Source organism: Citrobacter tructae (assembly GCF_004684345.1).
Classification (GTDB): Bacteria; Pseudomonadota; Gammaproteobacteria; order Enterobacterales; family Enterobacteriaceae; genus Citrobacter; species Citrobacter tructae.
Map to the genome: position 1 here is coordinate 1,757,401 of NZ_CP038469.1, position 17,250 is coordinate 1,774,650.

Here is a 17,250-nt window from a genome sequence, read left to right on the forward strand (position 1 = left end):
TGCCAAAACAGACTCGACACAGTTAATAACTGTGCAATCACTCTGGCCCCGGATGGGCCACATCTGGAGATACACCGCAATGTCAGTTATTGGTCGCATTCACTCCTTTGAATCCTGTGGCACCGTAGACGGCCCAGGCATCCGTTTTATTACCTTCTTCCAGGGCTGCCTGATGCGCTGCCTGTATTGCCATAACCGTGATACGTGGGATACGCACGGCGGTAAAGAAGTCACCGTTGAAGAATTGATGAAAGAAGTGGTGACCTATCGTCACTTTATGAACGCCTCTGGTGGCGGCGTGACGGCATCTGGCGGTGAGGCCATCCTGCAAGCTGAATTCGTTCGTGACTGGTTCCGTGCCTGTAAGAAAGAAGGTATTCATACCTGTCTCGACACCAACGGTTTTGTTCGCCGCTACGATCCGGTAATTGATGAGCTGCTGGAAGTGACCGACCTGGTAATGCTCGATCTCAAACAGATGAACGACGAAATTCACCAGAACCTGGTAGGCGTATCAAACCATCGTACGCTGGAGTTCGCGCGCTATTTGTCTAACAAAGATATCAACGTGTGGATCCGCTACGTTGTCGTGCCGGGTTGGTCTGATGATGACGATTCCGCACATCGCCTGGGTGAGTTTACCCGCGACATGGGTAACGTCGAAAAAATCGAATTGCTGCCCTATCACGAGTTGGGTAAACATAAATGGGTGGCAATGGGCGAAGAGTACAAACTGGATGGCGTGAAGCCGCCGAAGAAAGAGACCATGGATCGCGTGAAAGGCATCCTTGAACAGTATGGTCATAAAGTGATGTACTAAGTTTAAATCCCTGCAAAACGGCTGCCCATCATGGCAGCCGTTTTGTTATTTACGCTCATATCTTCGGCAAGTGGGCCATAGCACAGGAAAGGACGTTATGCGGCTATTCATCTCAGGAGTGTTACTGTTGTCTGCCCAGGCCGTGAATGCCGCCAGCAGCTGCGATATTAATGCCATTATCCAGCATGCCTGGCCGAATGCCACGACAACCTCACAAGGTACTATCACTCAAGATAACTTGGTGATAACTACCCATGGAGATTCTCCCAAAAGCGCGATTTGTCGCGTCTGGCCAGCTCACCCTGAGCTGACCCTGGCCGCCGTTCCGCTGATGTCGCAACAATATAGCGATTACGATAACGTTGGCGATCTGGAGCTTCTGGTTCTCGACTCCGCCACTCTCGATGTTAAACAGCGACTACGACTGCCAGAGCGTATGAGTGACGACGCCATTCGCATTACTGGGCTGACGCTTGATACCGCGCGCTGGAAAGTTGCGCCTGAGCAGACCGCATTTGGTGTGCGAATCTCCCGCACGGGGAGTTCCCGCGTAAATCCATTTAGTGAAGATGCGCTCATGTTGTTTGTTATAGACAATAATCAGCTACGGCCAATATTGAACGGTATCGTGTTGGTGAATAGCAGCGGAGAATGGGACGGCAACTGCGAGGGAACCTTCAACGACAGTAAACGCACCCTGGCGCTGGATTCTGGCTCACAGAATGGATTCGCCGATATTCGGGTAACTGAGAAAAACGTGGCATCCACCACAAATACTGACGCCAATGGCGAGTGTGTATCTAAGGACAAACCTGGCAAAACGACAACGTTGCTACGATATGATGGCAAGCAATATGTCGTACCCAAATCCCTCATGCCTCTGGAATAAGAACACCATAACGTCTGAAAATGAGACCATGGAAAGCGTAAAAAGTAATATGGGCAGAAAGTGATATCCTCACTTTTCCGGCGTCATTCTTGACTTGCAGGAGGGACGCCGGAATCCAATCTTTACGACATAAAGTATTCCGACAGCTTATTCGTCACGCTTTCAATCGAGAAAATGCGTTTCTGATGCGCTTTGCGACATTGCGCGTAGCGTTCGTCCTGTTCTTCCAGCGCGCTCAGCATACGATCCGCCACCATCATCGCCCCAGCAATCTCGGCAAACCCCGATTCCCCTTCCCCCTGTAGCGCAACAGCCGCCTGCAAGTTCCAGTCAGAAAGCCGGCTTAATGGCGCAAACGATCCCCGCGTCAGAGAGACAATTTTTATCCCCTGTTCCTTCGCCAGCGCCAGTGCCTGCATCATATCTGTGGACACTTGCTCAGTATGGATAACAATAATCCCGGTCTTTTGGCTGTCGGCCAACGGAGAGATCGCAGCCGGATAGAATCTGTCTATATAGCTGGCGATTTTCCCCATCTGTACCAAATTTATCTGTAGAAACAATGCCACGGGTACAGCCGTCCCGACCGCATAAATCGCAATATTACTGAGTTGGTTAAGCCAGGTTGCCACCGTTTGTAGCTCAATGCTGTCGATAATTGCATTACTGTCACGGACACTGGCAAGTACTGCCGCAGTCTCTTCACACGCCCCGTCATCCGAGCGCGCCGCGCCCTGCTCCAACGCCAGCGCTGTTCTGAAATCAGAGAATCCTTTAAAACCAAAGGCACGGCAGAAACGGGTGATACTACCCTCGCTGGTATCAATAGAATCCGCCAGCTCAGTAATCGTGTGTCGCATCACAAAATCAGGATTTTCGGTGATGAAACGCCCCACCTTTTCCAGGATCGGGCTCAACCCAGAAGCCTCATTTCTTATGTTAATCAACAAATTAGTGTCTATCTGACTCATTTTTGGCCTTTTTGCACAAAATGCAAATGCTGTCACATTCTTCGGTCCGCTTTGCGATAATAATTTTTATCACATCAATGATAGTAAATAATAATTATTTTTACAAACAGGAGAACGTCTAATGAAAGGTCTGATCGTCTGCCGTACCGGTATGGGCAGCTCGCTAATGCTCAAAATCAAAGCTCAAAAAATCATCGATAAGCATAGCTGGGATATCGATCTTGAACATGATGTGCTTTCAGGCTTAAGGACCTGGCAGAACATCGACTTCGTGATCACCATGAGCGACCTCACCGACGAAGTTGAAGCCGCCGGGTTCAGGGCTATCGGCATCACCGATCTGATGAACAGCGAAGAAATGGAATCAGCGCTCACCAGCATCGTTCAAAATAACTAACCTCTCCGGGGGAAATATGGATCTCCTAAAGTTCATTGTATTCGACATTCTGGGTGTAACCCCACTTTTAGTTGGCTTTATTGCGTTAATCGGCTTGCTAATCCAGCGCAAACCTATCGAAAAGGTACTTTCAGGTACCTTTAAAACCATTGTCGGATTTCTGGTCTTTGCCGGTGGTGCTGGACTTGCGGTAACCTCTCTCGGTAATTTTCAGACATTATTCAGCGATGGGTTTGGTCTGAAAGGCGTAATGCCGCTTGCAGAGGCACTAACCGGGTTGGCGCAGACCAAATTTGCCATGTGCGTTTCGCTCATTATGGTCGTCGGTTTTGGCTGGAACCTGTTTTTTGCACGCTTCACCCCGTTCAAGTACATATTCCTGACGGGCCAGCATAATCTTTATCTTTCAGCCTTATTAACCGTCACGCTTAAGGCCCTCGGCTACAGTGATGTGACGACAATTATTGTCGGCTCAGTACTGCTGGGGCTGGCAGCATGTATTTATCCTGCTATCGCCCAACCCTGGATGCGCAAAATCACCGGTAATGATGAAATTGCCATGGGCCATTACGTCACCCTGGCATATGCGCTTTCAGGATGGATTGGCTCTAAAGTTGGTGATCCTAAGCAATCAACCGAAAAACTGAATCTTCCTGGGTGGCTGGGGATTTTTAAAGACTATATCGTCTCCGTTTCCATCTCCGTCAGTATTTTCTACTACATCGCGGCGCTTGCCGCAGGTAAAGAAGCAGTGACTGCCGCCGCGGGAGGAATGCACTGGCTGGTCTATCCGTTATTCCAGTCGCTCACGTTTACTGCATCGCTCTATATCATCATCACTGGCGTTCGCTTGTTGCTGTCAGAAATAGTCCCGGCCTTTTTGGGGATCTCTGAGAAATTTATTCCTAATGCCAAACCCGCGCTGGATTGCCCGGTGGTCTTTCCTTATGCCCCTACAGCGACCGTTTTAGGCTTTATTTCCTCTTTTATAGGAGGACTGGTGGTCATGGGTGTACTCGCGCTGATTGGGCAAACAGTCATCATCCCCGTTGCTATCCCTTATTTCTTCATTGGTGCTACCGCAGCAGTGTTCGGCAACGCCTCCGGTGGCTGGAAAGGAGCGATTGCCGGGAGTTTTGTCACCGGCATATTAATTGGCATCGGCCCGGCACTCATCTACCCAATCATGGAATCGGTAGGTTTGTCCGGAACCAGCTTCCCGGAAACCGACTTCGTTGCACTCGGTTTAGTGGTGTATTACATCGGCAAAATGTTGCCTTGATAAGGAATGAACATGAATATTGACGAACTTAAATCCCACGCGCTGGCCGCTCGCCGGGATATTGTTTCCATGATTTATGAATCAGGTATTGGCCACCCTGGCGGCGCGTTATCCATTATCGATATTCTGACCTGGATTTACGATCAGGAAGTTGATTTAGCTGCATCTCCCCGCGCCCGTATCGTCATGAGTAAAGGCCATGCTGTTGCCGCCCAGTACGCTCTGTTGCATCAAAAAGGCAAAATTGCGCGTAGCGAGTTTAAGACATTCCGGCAAATTAACTCACGTTTGCAGGGGCATCCCAGCATCAAATCCATGCCAGAAGTGGATGCCACAACGGGTCTGCTGGGCCAGGGGTTATCCATTGCCTTCGGTATGGCGGCAGCGAAAAAGCAACATGGTGAACCACAGCGCGTTTTCGCCATTATCGGCGATGGTGAAATGCACGAAGGACAAATCTGGGAAACGTTGCAACAAGCCGGTCATATGAAGATGGATAATCTGGTGGCGATTATCGACTACAACGGCTTCTCTTCCCATGATCCGGTCAATCAGGTGGTGAATCTGGAACCACTGGCCGACAAAGTGCGTCTTTTTGGCTGGCATGTACTCGAACTCCATAATGGCAACGACATGCATCAGGTGGCTGACACCTTCATGCTATCGCGGCATCTGAAAGGGAAACCCATCGCGATTATTGCGCATACCACCAAAGGCAGCGGTGTTAGCTACATGGAAAATAACGGTGACTGGCATTCAAAAACCCCAACCACCGAACAATATCAGCAGGCTATGGAGGAGTTACAATAATGAAAGCACCACGAGATGAAATTGGTAACGCCCTCATAGCCCTGAAACAGCAAGGCTATCCGATTGTCGCCATCGACAGTGATTTAGCCAGTTCCACCCGCACCGACCAGTTTCAGGCCGCTTACCCGGACGCGTTCTTTGAGATGGGCATAGCCGAGGGTTCAGCGATGAGTTTTGCTGTTGGTCAGGCACTGGAGGGAAATATCCCTTTTTATGTGAACTTCGCAATGTTTGTGACAGGCACGGCCTGGACTCAACTACGTCAGGCCTGCTATGCCAATGCAAATATTAAACTTGTCGGCAGCCATCCCGGTATGGATGACGGCCCGGATGGTGCCTCCCACCATGCCCTGGAAGATCTCGCGTTAACCCGTGTTTTACCAGGGATCACCATTCTGACTCCTGCCGATGCCGAAGAGGTTGCAGAAGCCTTTGAGCAAGCAGTGAGAATTAAGGGACCGGTTTATATTCGTGTTGCTCGCGAACCGATGCCCGTGCGCGATAAATCTATCGTTCCCCGAGTGACTGATATTGACGCCGTAGAGAACTCAGGCAACGACTTCGCCATTCTTTATGAAGGAAGCGTTCTTGAACAAGCGAGTACGGGTTACGCCCAGCTAAGCGCGCAGGGAAAACGGGGAAAACTAATTCATGTTGCAACGCTAAAACCGTTTAACCGCCAGCGTTTCCTGCAACTGGTTAACAATTGTCCGCGAATCATTACGATTGAAAACCATACGATTAACGGTGGACTTGGCGGGCAAGTTGCTGAAGTACTGGCCGAGGAGGGATTAAGTTCACGATTACACCGTCTTGGGACTCAGGATACATTTACCGAATCGGGCAACAGCCGACAGCTAAAAGAGAAATACGGAATTTCAGCCTCCGCAATTTGTGAAGCACTCAAATAATCGGGTGGGCAGGCCGTAACACGGTCTGCCCACTGAGATAAGGATAAAATGATGGTATCTACACTGTTTTCAGCCTGTCAGTTTCGGGAACAATGCTGCACCTGGCAGGAGGCCGTACAACTGGCCTGTCTCCCTCTGGAAGAACAAGGAGCTATTACAAATAGGTATACTCAGGCAATCATACGTGAAACGGAACAACATGGCCCATGGTATATATTAAGCCCAGAGTTTGCCCTGCCTCATGCCCGCCCGGAAGAAGGTGTGATCGGTAGTAAAACGCATCTGTCGCTCCTGTGTCTAAAACAGGCAGTACAATTTCCCGGGCACCCGGATGTGCGGCTAATAATTGTTCTTGCTGCAGCCGACAGCACTCAACATATCGAAATGATTCAACAGTTGGTGTGCTGGTTGGATGAAGCGGAGCGCTTACACCAGTTATCCCATGCTACCTGCCTGGCGCAACTTCACTCCGCTCTTGAAGAAAGTTAGTTCATTATGGCTTCCTTCGTGCCAACAGCGGGAAAATTAAACCCAGTCCGACCAGCACAAACGGTGTCGCAATGTTCAGCGTCAGCTGGAACGTCCACTCAGGGGTAAAGGCTTCCATTTTTGGAAAGATCCCGGTGAGGCAGGCGAACGCGGTAAAGGCAAAACACCATCCGCCGACGGTTAACGCCAGAGTTTTGTTGCGGATAAAGACATATTCTGACTTATATTTCTGCGCCAGCCGAATAACAGCAATAAAGGCCACGAACACCCATAAATAACGTAGCGGCATAACAACGGAGTTAAGATTGAGCAACCATTTATACAGGTTATTCATGTCGCCAATTCCCAGCGTCGGCAACATAATCAGAATCGCGACTAACACTAGCGTCAGTATATAACCGTTCACCGGGGTACCGGACGCATTCGTGCGGCACAAACGCGCAGGAATATACCGACTGTCTGCATCACCCAGCAAAACTTTAAGCGGCGCATCGATAGAAAACACCAAAGCCGCAATCTGCCCCAGGGTGTTGGAAACCGCATAAATAACCATCAGCGTGTTTCCCATGCCGTAATACTCACCCAGTTTCTGGAAAGCATAATATTGACCATTGGTCATTAAATCATCGGGGATATGCCGGGAGTCAAACATCATCCCCATTGCCAGCGATCCAAGGATCGCACACACCGCCACCATAATAGCCAGAATCAACATTCCTTTCGGGAATTCTCTGCCGGGATTGCGGGTCTGATTAACATAAGGTGAAATTTTCTCCGCACCACCCACCGCGAAGACCAACATCGAAATCGTCGTAATATAGGTGAAATCGATGTGCGGAATGAACGATTCCCAGGTGATGTTGGTGGTGGCGATCTCGACATCGGTGATCGCCGGTGCGGTTACCGCCATCACGACATACAGAATCGACATCACAAACATCGCAATACCCGCCACCGAGCCAACAATTTTTAGTGACTTCATCCCGCGGGATGCGACCCACATGAAAAAGACAAACAGCGCCAGCGTCAGTCCCTGCAACGCCACAACGGTGTATTCTTTAATGAGTAACCCATCCCCCTTCAGCGCCCAGCCTAGGGCAATCAGGATAGCCTGCGGTTTCTGCGCCAGGTAAGGAATATGCACCACCCAGTAAGTCCATGCGGCAAGATAAGCCAGCCCCGGTCCCATGGTATGTTTAATCCAGGTACTGACGCCCCCCTTCCCATCTTTAAAGGTAGAACCAAGCTGTCCGACGATCAGCGCATAGGGAATAAAATAAAGCGCAAAAATAAAGATCCAGGAGGAGACAACCACTAATCCCTGATTAGCGTAGTTGTTAACAACGTTGCCAAATCCCCAAACGGTAATAAACGACATCAAGGCGATGTTGTACCATCGCAATTGTTTTTCCTGTACACCGGCCATACGCGATCCTTCGTGGGTGCGATTTTAAATATCGATCAATAAGGCGAGGGATTATGCGCGGTAAAATGAACGGGCGGAAATGGCAGAATGTAAAACTATAATCTTCTGCACAGTTTATTTTTCAGGAAAGATGAGTGGTGATTAAATACGATGAGTTCCCATAAAATGTACGTAATTTGTATGAATGGGAACCCATTGTAATCTGTTAAATGACCTCAGATATGCGCCACGGAATTGGGCTTGTGCCCTGTTTTACGCAGCAGCATCAGTAAATATATAAACGACACGCTGGCGATCATGATAAACAACAGGCTATCTGAGAAGTTCTGCATCAGCATCGCGGTAAAAGACGGCCCCAGCAGACTCCCCACGGTATAGCTTAATAACAATGCCTGGTTCATGGCGACCAGTTGATGATGTTCTACTTTTTCGCAGGCCCAAGCCATCGCAACCGGATAGAGGGTAAAACCTGCCGCCCCCAGCATGAACAATGCCGGGGCCATTGCAGCCTGATTGAGCATCGCAATGCTGCCGAGGATCACCACAAAGACCTGAACGCGTAAAACCAGCAGGCGTCCTAGCTTATCCGCCAGACGGCCAATCGGCCATTGCCCCAGAATACCCGCGCTAACCATCACTGCCATCCAGAAACCAATGCTGGCATTGCTTGCCCCCTGATGGTTAAGGTAGAGCGGCATCAAGCCATACAAAGAACCCAGCACAATTCCAGAGATAATGCAGCCGTTCACGCCCAGACGAGCCTGACGAAGCCTCAACATTGATGCTATCGGCGTCGAATGTTGTTCCTCGCTTTGCTGATTCATGATGCGAGTAAAGAGCAGCGGTAACACCCCCGCAAGGATCGTGCCCGTTACCCACGGCAAAACGCTCATCAGTTCTGTAGATACTTTACTGACTAACAGCTGCCCTAAAAACGTCCCCACGTAATAGACCATCATATATGCAGCCAGTAAGCGACCACGATTGCGGGAGGTACCGCTGCACATCAGCGCGCTTTCCACCACCACCCAAATCATGGCACAGCCGACACCCGCGATAAAACGCCAGGTCATCCAGCTCCAAAATCCCACCATCACACCCAGCCCGACACAGCCCACGGCGAAGATAAACGAGGCAATGTAATAGCTGCGGTTAAAGCCAAGGTGTCTGATTAAATACCCGGTCAATAACGTCCCGACCAGATTGCCGGTGAAATAAGACGAACTGACCACTCCCACCTGCCAGGTCGGCAGATTTTCATGGGCGAGCCAAAGCGGGACGAGCGTGTTTAACACGGCAATCGCCAGAGTCAGCAGAAGCAGCCCGCATAGCAGCAGCATAACGGGTCGGGTATAGGTAGACATGAATAAAAACCGTGAGGAAGTTCAAATTTCATGCGCATCATGCCACTGCAAAAAACATTGTCAATCGGCGCAATCAGGGGCCTGAAGCGCTTTCAGGAGGATCGATTTGTATTACTGATTCTTAATATGAATAGCTAAAAAACGAGAAAGTACATCTGCTTGTTTTAATTGATCTAAAACAAAATTATCGCGTTTCGTTCAGTCGAAAAATTTCATGGATGAACAGCATTATTTCTTTACCGAATAGCGCTGTGTACAGCGCTATTCGGCATTTTTCACGTTAGCTGGCAACCGCCATGCCCACGGTCATATGCAGACCGTAGAATACGCCGCGACCAATCAATTCGCCGACCAGCAGCAGAATAAATGCCACTGACAGCAATGGTACAGCAGGTTGGTAGCCTTTCACCTGCGGTACAATCCAGCAGCACAGCGCCAAAGCCAGTGCCACAATACGCCACGCCATCAGCGAGCCGTAGTCCGGTATCAATGCTGACGCCTGCTGAATGGAACTGTGAATTGTCGCCAGTTCAGCCCCCTGCATCACCGACATGATAGCGCTAACCACTAATGCAAATACCGAAATAGCTGGCAGCAGGCGCATTGCCCAGCCGTCAATTCCGGCGACTCGCAACAGCAGGTATCCCAGCAGCGGACCGCCCATAAGCAGCGTCAGGAAGAAGCCCAGCGGCGTCCAGACGCTGTACCAGGTCGGGATCGTATCAATGGTGTTATACACACGTACCATCATCCAGACGAAAACCACGCCCAGCACCATGGTGGCGACTAACCACAAATTACGTAACGCGGGTGACATTTTTTTCAATGTCGCCATCAACCAGCCGATTCCACCCACGGCAAAGAAAAGTGAGCCGCTGGCAATCTCGTTACTCAGTGCAGAAGCACCGATGCGGTTAAGGGAGTTAAAAGCACGCATTGGCGATCCCAGGTGCAGTATAGACGCGACAAAGCCGATGCCCATTAACACCCACAGACCCAACATGCAGGCAATTACGCGCTGTTGTGCTTCAGGACGTAATCCCCCTTTCATCAGCGCCAGCGCCAGAACAATAAAGCCGCCAACCACGCACTGTCCGAAGACCGTGAAGATCATCAGCGGCCACTCATGCCATCCACTTCCCATCTTACACCTCCTTCGGATTGGCCAGATAACCCGTGGTATCCCCGGTCGGGCGGCTATTGGCGTTAGGTTTGATTACAATGCTGGGTTTGGTGAAATGTGCGCCCGGCAGTGGCGCAACCGCCGCCAGATCACCGTGCTTTTTGCGCAGTTCGTCAATTGGACCAAAATCCAGAGCGCGCAGTGGGCAAGACTCGACGCAAATCGGCTTTTTGCCCTCGGCAACACGGTCGTGACAACCATCACATTTGGTCATATGCCCTTTGGCTGCATTGTACTGTGGCGCACCGTAAGGACAGGCCATATGGCAATAACGACAGCCAATGCACACATCCTCATCAACGACCACAAAACCATCTTCACGCTTGTGCATCGCGCCACTCGGACATACCTTGGTACACGCTGGATCTTCGCAGTGGTTACACGCAATGGAGAGATAATAGGCAAAGACATTCTGATGCCAGACGCCGTTATCTTCCTGCCAGTCGCCACCAGCGTATTCGTAAATACGACGGAAGCTGACGTCCGGGGTTAAATCTTTATAGTCTTTGCAGGCCAGTTCGCAGGTTTTGCAACCGGTGCAACGGCTGGAATCAATAAAAAATCCATACTGGGTTGTCATCGGTTACTCCTTACACCTTTTCAACCTGAACAAGGTTCGTATGTGACGGGTTCCCCTTGGCGAGAGGAGAAGGACGCTGGGTCGTCAGCACGTTGATGCAACCGCCCTGATCTACACGTTTCATATCCGGGTCATACCAGGCCCCCTCACCCAGCGCCACCACGCCAGGCATCATACGCGGCGTAACTTTCGCCTCGATATGTACCTCGCCACGGTCGTTAAAGATACGCACCTTGTCGCCGTTGTTAATACCGCGTCGTTGCGCGTCCAGTGGATTAATCCACATTTCCTGACGGCAGGAAGCTTTCAGCACGTCCACGTTGCCATAGGTCGAGTGAACGCGAGATTTGTAGTGGAAGCCCGTCAACTGCAGCGGGAATTTATCCGCCAGCGGATCGCTTAAACTTTCAAAGCCCGGGGCGTAGACTGGCAATGGATCGATCACATCGTCTTCAGGCAGTTCCCAGGTGGCCGCAATTTCCGCCAGCGCCTGTGAATAAATTTCAATTTTGCCCGATGGTGTGGTGAGCGGATTAGCATGAGGATCTTCACGGAACGCTTTGTACGCCACATGATGACCTTGTGGATCGCGCTGTTTAAAGATCCCTTGCTTACGAAATTCTTCAAACGTTGGCAGTTCCGGTATAGCTTTGCGCGACTGTTCATACAGATGACGCATCCACTCTTCCTGAGTACGGCCTTCCGTAAACTGCTGCTCAACGCCAAGCCGTTTCGCCAACTCGCTGGTCATTTGATAGATAGTCTTGCATTCAAAGCGCGGTTTGATGGCCTGATCGGTGAAAATCACATAGGACATATTCCCGCAGGAGGCATCCAGCGCGAAATCCATTTGTTCAGACGCCGTGCAATCCGGCAGCAAAATGTCGGCGTATTTCGCCGAGGACGTCATGTGGCAGTCGATAACGACAATCATCTCGCACTTCTTATCATCCTGCAGAATTTCATGCGTACGGTTGATATCAGAGTGCTGGTTAATCAGACAGTTACCGGCATAGTTCCAGATCATTTTAATCGGAACATCGAGCTTATCTTTACCGCGAACGCCGTCTCGCAGCGCCGTCATCTCTGGGCCGCGCTCAATGGCGTCCGTCCACATAAACATAGAGATGCTGGTTTCTACAGGGTTTTCCAGCGTCGGCATACGTTCAAACGGCAAACTATACGAGCCTTCACGCGCACCGCTGTTGCCGCCGTTGATACCAACATTACCGGTCAGGATAGCCAACATAGAGATAGCACGGGTAGCAATTTCACCGTTGGCGTGACGCTGTGGTCCCCAACCCTGGCTGATGTAGGCAGGTTTAGCGCTGCCAATTTCACGCGCCAGTTTAACGATACGTTCCGCAGGAATACCGGTTATCTGCGCAGCCCATTCAGGGGTTTTCGCGATACCGTCTTTGCCCTGTCCAAGAATATACGCCTTGTAGTGGCCGTTCTTCGGCGCGTCGGCTGGCAAGGTTTTCTCGTCGTAACCCACGCAGTATTTATCGAGGAACGGTTGATCGACTATATTTTCAGCGATCAGGACGTAGGCGATACCATTGACCAGTGCCGCATCGGTTCCCGGACGAATCGGGATCCATTCATCTTCACGACCGGCGCCGGTGTCCGTATAGCGCGGATCGATAATGATCATCCGTGCATTGGATTTCTGCCGCGCCTGTTCAAGGTAATACGTTACCCCGCCACCGCTCATTCGGGTTTCGCCTGGGTTATTACCAAACAGAACAACCAGCTTACTGTTTTCGATATCTGACGGGCTGTTACCGTCCGCCCAGCCGCCGTAGGTATAGTTCAACCCGGCAGCGATTTGCGCAGAAGAGTAATCTCCATAGTGATTCAGGTAGCCACCACAACAGTTCATCAGACGTGCGACCAGCGTTTTGCCCGGTGGCCATGAGCGTGTCATGGTACCACCCAGCGTACCGGTGCCGTAGTTAAGGTAGATAGACTCATTGCCGTAGTCTTTGATCAGACGCTGCATATTGCTGGCGATGATGTCATAAGCCTCATCCCAGCTAATACGCTCGAACTTGCCTTCACCGCGCTTACCAACGCGCTTCATTGGGTATTTCAGACGATCCGGATTGTAGACACGACGGCGCATGGAGCGGCCGCGTAAACAGGCGCGAACCTGATGCAGCCCCTCATAATTGTCATCGCCGGTGTTGTCGGTTTCAACATACTTGATTTCACCGTCCACCACATGCATACGCAACGGGCAGCGGCTACCGCAGTTCACCGTACAGGCGCTCCAGATCACTTTCTCATTGATCTGCTTCGGATTAATGGCTTCTGCTGCATTGGCAATACGGGTAAATGGCAGGGTAAACGCGCTACTGGCCATCGCCAGTCCGCCTATCGCCGTCGTTTTTACCAAACCGCGACGACTCACCTCAGCTGCCAGCATGGCATTGGGGATCTTAGTTTTCATAGTGGCTCACTCTGCTGCTCACAATAAACAAAAAAGAAATAATCGTTGTATAGATATTTATATATCGATACTATCGTTATACAGACTGGTATATAGTGAATTTGCGTAAAGACAGAGATAAATACTGGCTTTCACTCGAAAGTAGTATTACCACTTATTAGGTAAGGGTTATTGTCCGGTGTCAAACAGGCATAAAAAAAGCGCCCGCAGGCGCTTTTTTAGCAGGGAATGATAACTTACCCGATGTATTCCAGGCCATTCATATACGGACGGAGTACTTCCGGAACCTGAATGCGGCCATCAGCCTGCTGATAGTTTTCCATTACGGCAACCAGAGTACGCCCAACCGCCAGACCAGAACCGTTCAGCGTATGTACCAAACGAGTCTTCTTGTCAGACTTGCTGCGGCAGCGTGCCTGCATGCGACGCGCCTGGAAATCCCACACGTTGGAGCAGGAAGAGATTTCACGGTAGGTATTCTGCGCCGGGATCCACACTTCCAGATCGTAGGTCTTGCAGGCGCCGAAGCCCATGTCGCCAGTACACAGGATGATCTTACGGTACGGCAGACCCAACAGCTGAAGGACTTTTTCAGCATGACCAGTCATTTCTTCCAGCGCGTCCATAGAATCTTCAGGACGAACGATCTGCACCATCTCAACTTTATCGAACTGGTGCATACGGATCAGACCACGGGTGTCACGACCGTAAGAGCCTGCTTCTGAACGGAAGCATGGCGTATGCGCCGTCATTTTGATTGGCAGCGCATCTTCGTCAATGATTTCATCACGCACGAGGTTGGTCAGCGGAACTTCTGCCGTTGGGATCAGCGCATAGTTGCTGCTGTCGGCTTCTTCATCCAGTGGACGCGTATGGAACAGATCGCCGGCAAATTTCGGCAACTGGCCCGTACCGTACAGCGTGTCATGGTTCACCAGGTACGGCACGTAGTTTTCGCTGTAGCCATGCTGTTCAGTATGCAGATCCAGCATGAACTGAGACAGCGCACGGTGCATACGCGCAATCTGCCCTTTCATGACCACGAAACGAGACCCGGTCAGCTTAACGGCGGCAGCAAAATCGAGCCCTGCATGCATTTCGCCCAGCGTAACGTGATCGCGAACGTCAAAATCAAACTCGCGCGGCGTGCCCCAACGGCTGACTTCGATGTTGTCGTTTTCATCTTTCCCTACCGGGACTTCGTCCGCAGGCAGGTTAGGAATTGTCAGTGCAATATCACGAATTTCAGCTTGCAAGGTATCAAGTTCAGCTTTCGCGGCATCCAGCTCTTCGCCCAGTTTGTTCACTTCCAGACGTAAAGACTCGATATCTTCCCCGCGCGCTTTTGCCTGGCCGATGGATTTCGATCGAGAGTTACGCTCTGCCTGCAGATTTTCAGTTTGTACCTGCAGAACTTTACGACGCTCTTCGAGAGCGCGCAGCTTATCTACGTCCAGCTTAAAGCCCCGGCTTGCCAGTTTTTCAGCGACTGCGTCTGGCTCATTACGCAGCAGATTGGGATCGAGCATGCTTATCCTGTGCTTATCGAATTAAAATGGGAGAAAGTGACCACAGCCTGCAGTCACAGGGATACATTGCCAACATTACCGCAACGATCGCGCTAACGGTAGCGTTTTATAGGGCTATTTTGATCCTGTCCGGCAAGCCAGGCGAGCTTTTCGCCAATCTTGCCCTCAAGACCTCTGTTTGTCGGGTGATAATAGCGTGTTTGTGCCAGTTCCTGCGGGAAATACTCTTCACCGGCAGCATACGCATTCGGCTCATCGTGCGCGTAGCGATATTCCTGCCCGTAGCCCATTTCCTTCATTAACTTCGTCGGTGCATTACGCAGATGCACCGGTACGTCGTAATCCGGGCGGTCACGAGCATCTGCCAGCGCCGCTTTATAGGCGGTATAAACCGCGTTACTCTTCGGCGCGCAGGCCAGATAAACGATCGCCTGGGCAATCGCTCGCTCACCTTCTGCGGGTCCCACACGGGTGAAACAATCCCATGCCGAAATGGCCACCTGCATAGCACGAGGATCGGCATTACCCACGTCTTCGGAAGCAATCGCCAGACAGCGACGTGCAACATACAGCGGATCACCTCCTGCTGTAATGATGCGTGCGTACCAGTAGAGTGCCGCATCCGGCGCGCTGCCGCGTACTGATTTATGTAATGCCGAGATAAGATCGTAAAAACGATCGCCTTTATTATCAAAACGTGCGCTACGTTCTCCGGCAATCTCCGTCAACAACGTAGGCTGTAAAACGCGTTTCCCACTGGCGTCGACTTCCGCCATATCGGCCATCATTTCCAACGTATTTAATGCCCGACGCGCGTCGCCATTCACCAGCTCGGCAATAGCCCGGCGCGTTTCATTCGGCAGGACAATATCCTGGCCACCGTAACCCCGCACTTTATCCGCCATCGCCTGCTCCAACACCTGCTCGATATCGTCGGTAGTGAGCGATTTCAGCAAATAGACACGCGCACGCGACAGCAATGCCGAGTTCAGTTCAAACGAGGGATTTTCAGTCGTGGCGCCAATAAATGTAATGGTGCCATCTTCAATATGCGGCAGAAAGGCGTCCTGCTGGCTTTTATTAAACCGGTGGACTTCATCGACGAACAATATGGTACGCCGACCGGCGTTACGGTTCTGACGCGCACGTTCAATCGCTTCACGAATTTCTTTCACACCAGAGGTGACAGCCGAAATACGTTCAACGTCCGCGTTCGCGTAGCGGGCGATCACTTCGGCAAGCGTGGTTTTACCCGTACCGGGCGGCCCCCATAAGATCATGGAGTGCAGGTGCCCGGCCTCGATAGCACGCGGCAAGGGCTTACCCGCGGCCAGCAAATGCTGCTGGCCGATATACTGCGCTAAATTTTCTGGCCGCATACGTGCGGCCAGTGGCTGAAAGGTATTATCAGAAAAATCGAGCGACAGATTACCCACTCACACGCCTCTACTTACGTTGATCGTCTACCGTGACACCCTGCGGTGGGGTAAAGGTGAATTTTGATGGTTCGATCGCGCCATTCTGCTGAGATTTCAGCTGATAGCTACTGCGCTGATCGTCCTGTTCGACGGCGCTAAACTGATGGATAGTTCCGTCGCGTCCAACATTGATGGTGAACTGCTTCAGATTTCCGCTGCTGGTTTTTGGGGTCAGTACGAAGTCATCACCGTTTTGTTTGATGTTGTACTGCTGCCAGTCGCTGGACTGGTTACGCGCAATCAGCATAAACGGTGTGTTGCCCGTGGCATCTTTCAGCCAGGTCGCCGTTGCCTGCTCGACAAAAGGGTTAAAGAACCACAGCGTTTTTCCGTCGGAAACCAGAATGCTTTCGTCCGGCTGCGTCATATGCCAGTTAAACAGGTTCGGACGTTTAACCCACAAATCGCCCTGGCCTTCCTGCACCGCTGCACCGCTGCCATCGGTCACCTTCTGGGTAAAGCTGGCATGAAAGCTACTGACTTTATCCAGACGGCTTTTCAGATCGCTGGCTGCATCAGCCCAGACGCTACTCACGACAAAGCTCGACAATAATGCACAGGTGATTGCGATTTTTTTCATCGTTATTCCTCAAAATTCGTCACTCCCGACGGGGAGATCCATCTGCTATCTATTCCAGGCCAAAAATCAGCATGAGGAAAGTAGAA

At 51.0% G+C, this 17,250-nt stretch carries 16 protein-coding genes; 7 read left to right on the top strand and 9 right to left on the bottom strand.

Features of this window, described 5'->3' with window-relative positions; all coding sequences use genetic code 11:
• Positions 1 to 79: 79 nt before the first annotated feature.
• Positions 80 to 820, top strand: coding sequence for a pyruvate formate lyase 1-activating protein (pflA, locus tag E4Z61_RS09260; protein WP_135322514.1), 741 nt, complete (start codon positions 80 to 82; stop codon positions 818 to 820).
• Between the two features lie 97 nt (positions 821 to 917).
• Positions 918 to 1,709 (top strand): PA3715 family protein, encoded by a 792-nt coding sequence (locus E4Z61_RS09265; protein ID WP_167817539.1) that lies wholly within the window; start codon positions 918 to 920, stop codon positions 1,707 to 1,709.
• A gap of 122 nt (positions 1,710 to 1,831) precedes the next feature.
• Here the strand turns inward: E4Z61_RS09265 and E4Z61_RS09270 are convergent, their stop codons facing one another.
• Positions 1,832 to 2,680, bottom strand: a complete 849-nt coding sequence (locus tag E4Z61_RS09270) for a MurR/RpiR family transcriptional regulator (protein ID WP_135322515.1) — start codon at positions 2,678 to 2,680, stop codon at positions 1,832 to 1,834.
• A 121-nt stretch (positions 2,681 to 2,801) separates the two neighbouring features.
• On the opposite strand from E4Z61_RS09270, the gene E4Z61_RS09275 reads away from it, so the two are divergent.
• Genes E4Z61_RS09275 through E4Z61_RS09295 form a run of 5 tightly spaced genes read left to right on the top strand, consistent with a single transcriptional unit; the run spans position 2,802 to position 6,569 of the window.
• Entirely contained in the window at positions 2,802 to 3,077 is a 276-nt protein-coding gene (locus E4Z61_RS09275) for a PTS sugar transporter subunit IIB (protein WP_135322516.1), read from the top strand.
• Positions 3,078 to 3,093: 16 nt separating this feature from the next.
• On the top strand, positions 3,094 to 4,359 hold the full coding sequence (locus E4Z61_RS09280) for a PTS ascorbate transporter subunit IIC (RefSeq protein ID WP_135322517.1): 1,266 nt from the start codon (positions 3,094 to 3,096) through the stop codon (positions 4,357 to 4,359).
• Between the two features lie 12 nt (positions 4,360 to 4,371).
• The gene (locus tag E4Z61_RS09285) at positions 4,372 to 5,169 is read left to right on the top strand and encodes a transketolase (RefSeq protein ID WP_135322518.1); all 798 of its coding nucleotides are present in this window, start codon (positions 4,372 to 4,374) and stop codon (positions 5,167 to 5,169) included.
• A complete protein-coding gene (locus E4Z61_RS09290) occupies positions 5,169 to 6,080 on the top strand; it encodes a transketolase family protein (RefSeq protein ID WP_135322519.1) in 912 nt (303 codons plus the stop codon). The genes E4Z61_RS09285 and E4Z61_RS09290 overlap by 1 nt, the downstream gene beginning before the upstream one ends.
• 51 nt (positions 6,081 to 6,131) lie before the next feature.
• The gene (locus E4Z61_RS09295) at positions 6,132 to 6,569 is read left to right on the top strand and encodes a PTS sugar transporter subunit IIA (protein WP_135322520.1); all 438 of its coding nucleotides are present in this window, start codon (positions 6,132 to 6,134) and stop codon (positions 6,567 to 6,569) included.
• Positions 6,570 to 6,573: 4 nt separating this feature from the next.
• On the opposite strand, the gene E4Z61_RS09300 is transcribed toward E4Z61_RS09295, so the two are convergent.
• The 8 genes from E4Z61_RS09300 to lolA all read right to left on the bottom strand — a co-directional run bounded on the left by E4Z61_RS09300 (position 6,574) and on the right by lolA (position 17,164).
• Positions 6,574 to 7,995: an APC family permease gene (locus E4Z61_RS09300; RefSeq protein WP_135322521.1), complete on the bottom strand. Its 1,422-nt coding sequence runs from the start codon at positions 7,993 to 7,995 to the stop codon at positions 6,574 to 6,576.
• Positions 7,996 to 8,210: 215 nt separating this feature from the next.
• Positions 8,211 to 9,359 (bottom strand): MFS transporter, encoded by a 1,149-nt coding sequence (locus E4Z61_RS09305; RefSeq protein WP_135322522.1) that lies wholly within the window; start codon positions 9,357 to 9,359, stop codon positions 8,211 to 8,213.
• A 280-nt stretch (positions 9,360 to 9,639) separates the two neighbouring features.
• Positions 9,640 to 10,503 (bottom strand): dimethyl sulfoxide reductase anchor subunit family protein, encoded by an 864-nt coding sequence (locus tag E4Z61_RS09310; protein WP_135322523.1) that lies wholly within the window; start codon positions 10,501 to 10,503, stop codon positions 9,640 to 9,642.
• A 1-nt stretch (position 10,504) separates the two neighbouring features.
• Positions 10,505 to 11,122: a dimethylsulfoxide reductase iron-sulfur subunit DmsB gene (gene dmsB, locus E4Z61_RS09315; protein ID WP_102602158.1), complete on the bottom strand. Its 618-nt coding sequence runs from the start codon at positions 11,120 to 11,122 to the stop codon at positions 10,505 to 10,507.
• 10 nt (positions 11,123 to 11,132) lie between these two features.
• Entirely contained in the window at positions 11,133 to 13,577 is a 2,445-nt protein-coding gene (gene dmsA / locus E4Z61_RS09320; RefSeq protein WP_135322524.1) for a dimethylsulfoxide reductase subunit A, read from the bottom strand.
• Positions 13,578 to 13,813: 236 nt separating this feature from the next.
• Positions 13,814 to 15,106: a serine--tRNA ligase gene (gene serS, locus E4Z61_RS09325; RefSeq protein ID WP_096757692.1), complete on the bottom strand. Its 1,293-nt coding sequence runs from the start codon at positions 15,104 to 15,106 to the stop codon at positions 13,814 to 13,816.
• A gap of 92 nt (positions 15,107 to 15,198) precedes the next feature.
• On the bottom strand, positions 15,199 to 16,542 hold the full coding sequence (rarA, locus tag E4Z61_RS09330) for a replication-associated recombination protein RarA (protein ID WP_135322525.1): 1,344 nt from the start codon (positions 16,540 to 16,542) through the stop codon (positions 15,199 to 15,201).
• Between the two features lie 10 nt (positions 16,543 to 16,552).
• On the bottom strand, positions 16,553 to 17,164 hold the full coding sequence (lolA, locus tag E4Z61_RS09335) for an outer membrane lipoprotein periplasmic chaperone LolA (RefSeq protein WP_096757694.1): 612 nt from the start codon (positions 17,162 to 17,164) through the stop codon (positions 16,553 to 16,555).
• Positions 17,165 to 17,250 lie beyond the last annotated feature (86 nt).

What these genes read in the sequence shown, in the direction of transcription:
- E4Z61_RS09280 (WP_135322517.1), top strand. Translation starts at nt 3,094, where the DNA reads ATGGATCTCCTAAAGTTCATTGTATTCGACATTCTGGGTGTAACCCCA.
- E4Z61_RS09285 (WP_135322518.1), top strand. Translation starts at nt 4,372, where the DNA reads ATGAATATTGACGAACTTAAATCCCACGCGCTGGCCGCTCGCCGGGAT.
- serS (WP_096757692.1), bottom strand. Translation starts at nt 15,106, where the DNA reads ATGCTCGATCCCAATCTGCTGCGTAATGAGCCAGACGCAGTCGCTGAA.
- lolA (WP_096757694.1), bottom strand. Translation starts at nt 17,164, where the DNA reads ATGAAAAAAATCGCAATCACCTGTGCATTATTGTCGAGCTTTGTCGTG.
- dmsB (WP_102602158.1), bottom strand. Translation starts at nt 11,122, where the DNA reads ATGACAACCCAGTATGGATTTTTTATTGATTCCAGCCGTTGCACCGGT.
- E4Z61_RS09265 (WP_167817539.1), top strand. Translation starts at nt 918, where the DNA reads ATGCGGCTATTCATCTCAGGAGTGTTACTGTTGTCTGCCCAGGCCGTG.
- E4Z61_RS09300 (WP_135322521.1), bottom strand. Translation starts at nt 7,995, where the DNA reads ATGGCCGGTGTACAGGAAAAACAATTGCGATGGTACAACATCGCCTTG.
- E4Z61_RS09270 (WP_135322515.1), bottom strand. Translation starts at nt 2,680, where the DNA reads ATGAGTCAGATAGACACTAATTTGTTGATTAACATAAGAAATGAGGCT.
- E4Z61_RS09275 (WP_135322516.1), top strand. Translation starts at nt 2,802, where the DNA reads ATGAAAGGTCTGATCGTCTGCCGTACCGGTATGGGCAGCTCGCTAATG.
- E4Z61_RS09310 (WP_135322523.1), bottom strand. Translation starts at nt 10,503, where the DNA reads ATGGGAAGTGGATGGCATGAGTGGCCGCTGATGATCTTCACGGTCTTC.
- dmsA (WP_135322524.1), bottom strand. Translation starts at nt 13,577, where the DNA reads ATGAAAACTAAGATCCCCAATGCCATGCTGGCAGCTGAGGTGAGTCGT.
- E4Z61_RS09295 (WP_135322520.1), top strand. Translation starts at nt 6,132, where the DNA reads ATGGTATCTACACTGTTTTCAGCCTGTCAGTTTCGGGAACAATGCTGC.
- E4Z61_RS09305 (WP_135322522.1), bottom strand. Translation starts at nt 9,359, where the DNA reads ATGTCTACCTATACCCGACCCGTTATGCTGCTGCTATGCGGGCTGCTT.
- pflA (WP_135322514.1), top strand. Translation starts at nt 80, where the DNA reads ATGTCAGTTATTGGTCGCATTCACTCCTTTGAATCCTGTGGCACCGTA.
- E4Z61_RS09290 (WP_135322519.1), top strand. Translation starts at nt 5,169, where the DNA reads ATGAAAGCACCACGAGATGAAATTGGTAACGCCCTCATAGCCCTGAAA.